The 3,135-nt window shown below is 66.3% G+C and carries 3 protein-coding genes and 1 pseudogene; 1 reads left to right on the top strand and 3 read right to left on the bottom strand.

Going from position 1 to position 3,135, the window contains the following annotated elements:
- The first annotated feature begins 438 nt into the window (after positions 1-438).
- Positions 439-957 (top strand): hypothetical protein, encoded by a 519-nt coding sequence (locus tag MK313_RS18040; RefSeq protein ID WP_287783604.1) that lies wholly within the window; start codon positions 439-441, stop codon positions 955-957.
- A gap of 2 nt (positions 958-959) precedes the next feature.
- Here the strand turns inward: MK313_RS18040 and MK313_RS18035 are convergent, their stop codons facing one another.
- From MK313_RS18035 to MK313_RS18025, 3 genes and pseudogenes are all read right to left on the bottom strand, one after another.
- Positions 960-1,394 (bottom strand): DUF1489 family protein, encoded by a 435-nt coding sequence (locus MK313_RS18035; protein WP_287783601.1) that lies wholly within the window; start codon positions 1,392-1,394, stop codon positions 960-962.
- 29 nt (positions 1,395-1,423) lie between these two features.
- Positions 1,424-2,827 (bottom strand): SLC13 family permease, encoded by a 1,404-nt coding sequence (locus tag MK313_RS18030; RefSeq protein ID WP_287783598.1) that lies wholly within the window; start codon positions 2,825-2,827, stop codon positions 1,424-1,426.
- A 2-nt stretch (positions 2,828-2,829) separates the two neighbouring features.
- Positions 2,830-3,135, bottom strand: a pseudogene (locus MK313_RS18025) (hydroxymethylglutaryl-CoA lyase); the annotation flags it as partial.

Below are 3,135 nucleotides of genomic sequence, written 5' to 3'. Positions count from 1 at the left end.
GGATACGACAGACAGCTAACCTCATACAGGCCGCCGCCCACGCATCCCTTCTCAGAATATTCACTTGTCAATGAGCGACACCATCACCCCCGGCAAATTAGGCGCCGGCCGCACCGAAGCGATTTGTGATGGCGTTTTCCGCGAGGCGGCTTGCGCCGCAGCGGAGAAGTGACCTTAGAGAGAGATGCCTGATCGCGCAAGCGTTTTTTTCTCTCCCACCCCGGCAGCGCCCTTTCGAGAAGGCCGCCATCGCCGTGGCGGGCGGAGATATAGAGAGGCTGGTCCGGCTTGTCCAGACTCAATTTTCATTTTCTTTACACCGGGAAAAATTCTCTACAATTTGAGGCATGATGATGGCCGACCCACGGTGTATAGTAGGCCGCATCGAACCAGCGAACAGGATTGTGGCCCGGCCGCAAGAGCAGGAGATCAAAACGCATGCGCCTTCCGACCGCCCTTTTCGCCAGCCGTGCCGCCAGTCGCTCCATCGGCACCATTTTCGCCCTGTCTCTTTTCACCCTTGGCACCGCCCTTTCGGGCTGCACCCTCGATACGCTGGGCGGCGGCAGCAAGACGGTGCGGACCTCGGCGCCAACCTCCGGCGACAGCAAGAATGGCAGCCCGACCCCGCCGCCGGCCTTCTCCCAGTTCAGCGATGTGCCGGTCCCGGCGAATGCGCGCATGGATCTGGACAAGACCATCATCCTGGGGGCGGAGGATGGCTGGATCGGGCGCCTGGCGCTGACCACCAGCTATCCGCTGACCGAGATGTATTCCTTCTACGAGCGCGAAATGCCGAATTTCAGCTGGGAGCGCATCACCGTGGTGCGCTCCTCGGTCACCACCATGACCTATTCGCGCGGCGGCCGGATCGCGACGATCACCCTGCAGCCGAGCGGCAGCAGCTCCAGCATCGTCGATTTCACCGTCTCGCCCTACAAGCATTCCTCCAAATAGGGCTACAGAATACCGAGCGCGCGGAGTTCGGCCTCCATCTCTGCCGGCAGGTCGCTGTCGCCGCCCCCCTTGCGGTCGGCCGGCGCGTCCTTCGCCTCCAGATAGCGCCAGCCCTGGAAGGCGCGGCAGGGCCGTGCCTCGGTCTCCACCAGCTCCTCGGCCAGCAGGATGGCGCAGCGCCGGATGCCTTCCTGCGGGTCCAGCACCTCCTCGAAGCCGGCGATCGGCTGGCGCGCCCGGGTGATGCCCTTGATCACCCAGTAGAGCGAGCCGCCCTCCAGCACCTCGTCCGCCCGGCGCGGCCAGCTGCGGGTGACATGGCGCAGCTGCGGCGTCTCGCCGGCGGCCCGCATGCGCGCCAGACGCTGGCCCTGCCAGTCGCGCAGTTCCGCAAGCTCGTCGATGCCGACGCACAGCTTGATGAGATTGAGCGGCATGAAATGACCGGTCCCTATAACAGAAAGCCCTACAGAAGGAAGCTGGGCAGCGACAGTTCGCCCAGCGCCACCCACCACAGATAGTCGAGCGGGATCAGCAGCACCCAGGTTAGCGCCACCAGCGGCAGGGTGACCCTGGCCGCCTGGCCGACCGGCACGCCGCCGACCTGCAGCGCCACAAGCACCGGCGGCACCTGATAGGGCAGCACCAGGGTGGAAAAGCCCAGTACCTGCAGCATCAGCACCTGATCCAGCGTCATGCCGGTGACGGCGGCGATGTCGCCGGCAATCGGCGACAGGATGGCAGGGATGCCCGGCATCGTCGCCACCATGCCCAGCACCATGCCGATGGCCGACAGGGCGAAGAAATTATAGGCATCCGCCCCTTCTTCCAGATGCACGGCGTCGAGCAGCAGCCGGGACAGGAAATCGCCGACGCCGCTGGTCGCCACCAGCGCCCCCAGCCCGAGGATGCCGGCGACATAGAAGAGCGGCCCCATCTGCACATCGGTGCGGAAGCCCTGCGGCGTGACGATGGCGATCATCGGCAGCAGGCAGGCCACGCCGGCGGCCAGCGAAATCCAGGCCGGCGAGATACCATGCAGCGTGTCGGTGACGAAGAAGGCCAGCGCCAGCCCCAGGATGATGGCGAGGTTGCGTTCCTCGCCGCTCAGCTTCGTGCGTTCTCCCAACGGCGGCAGCTCGGCATGCACGCAGTCCGGGAAGATGCGGCAGATCAGCCAGACCAGCAGCGCCGATTTCAACACACCCAGCACCGGGAAATGCAGCAGCAGATAATCGAAATAGGTGATGGTGAGGCCGTGATAGGCCTCGGCGGCGCCCGCCAGCACATTGTTTGGCACGTTGGCCGGCAGGATCGCCGCCGGCCCCAGGAAGCTGGACAGCGCCACCGCCACCACCATGCCGGTACGGCCATTGCTGCCGGGTTCGAACCCCATCCGGTCGGCCAGCGCCAGGAAGATCGGCACCAGCAGCAGCACCCGCCCCATGGTGGAGGGCATCAGGAAGGCGAGCGCCAGCGACACCAGCACCACGCCGGTGATGATGCGGGGATAGGAGCCGGCCAGCTTGCCGACCAGCAGCTCCGCGATGCGCCGGCCGAGCCCGGTGCGCTGCACCCCGGCGGCGATGATCAGGCCGCCAAACACCAGCCACAGCGCGCCGGCCTCGAAGCCGGAGAACACCACATTGGCCGGCGCCACCTTGAAGATCATCGCCAGCAGGAAGAAGCACACCGCCGTCAGATATTCCGGCAGCGCGCCGACCGCCCAGAAGCCGATGGCGAAGATGGTCAGCGCGGCGGCGGCGGAAAAGCCGGCGGGTGCCCCCTCCGGGGCCGGCAGGAACAGCACCAGCAGCGCCGCCGCCAGCACCAGCAGGGCCGGCGCGCGTTGCCTCAGGGCAGGCGCCATGCTCAGGCCGCCCGCTTGCCGGAGATCGCGCAGGCCACCCGGGACGAAGGCGGCCGGCCCAGCGCCTGCGAGATGAACAGCGCGGCATCGACCAGCGCATCCAGATCAACCCCGGTCTCGATGCCCAGCCCGTTCAGCATATAGACGACATCTTCGGTCGCGACATTGCCGCTGGCCCCTTTGGCGTAGGGGCAGCCGCCCAGCCCGGCGACCGAGCTGTCCAGCACGGCAACACCGAGATCGAGCGCGGCATAGATATTGGCCAGCGCCTGGCCGTAGGTATCGTGGAAATGCACCGCCAGCCTTTC

The sequence above is a fragment of the Oceanibaculum sp. genome, assembly GCF_022449305.1.
GTDB lineage: Bacteria > Pseudomonadota > Alphaproteobacteria > Oceanibaculales > Oceanibaculaceae > Oceanibaculum > Oceanibaculum indicum.
This window is presented reverse-complemented; position numbering and strand designations above follow the sequence as displayed.

What these genes read in the sequence shown, in the direction of transcription:
- MK313_RS18040 (WP_287783604.1), top strand. Translation starts at nt 439, where the DNA reads ATGCGCCTTCCGACCGCCCTTTTCGCCAGCCGTGCCGCCAGTCGCTCC.
- MK313_RS18035 (WP_287783601.1), bottom strand. Translation starts at nt 1,394, where the DNA reads ATGCCGCTCAATCTCATCAAGCTGTGCGTCGGCATCGACGAGCTTGCG.
- MK313_RS18030 (WP_287783598.1), bottom strand. Translation starts at nt 2,827, where the DNA reads ATGGCGCCTGCCCTGAGGCAACGCGCGCCGGCCCTGCTGGTGCTGGCG.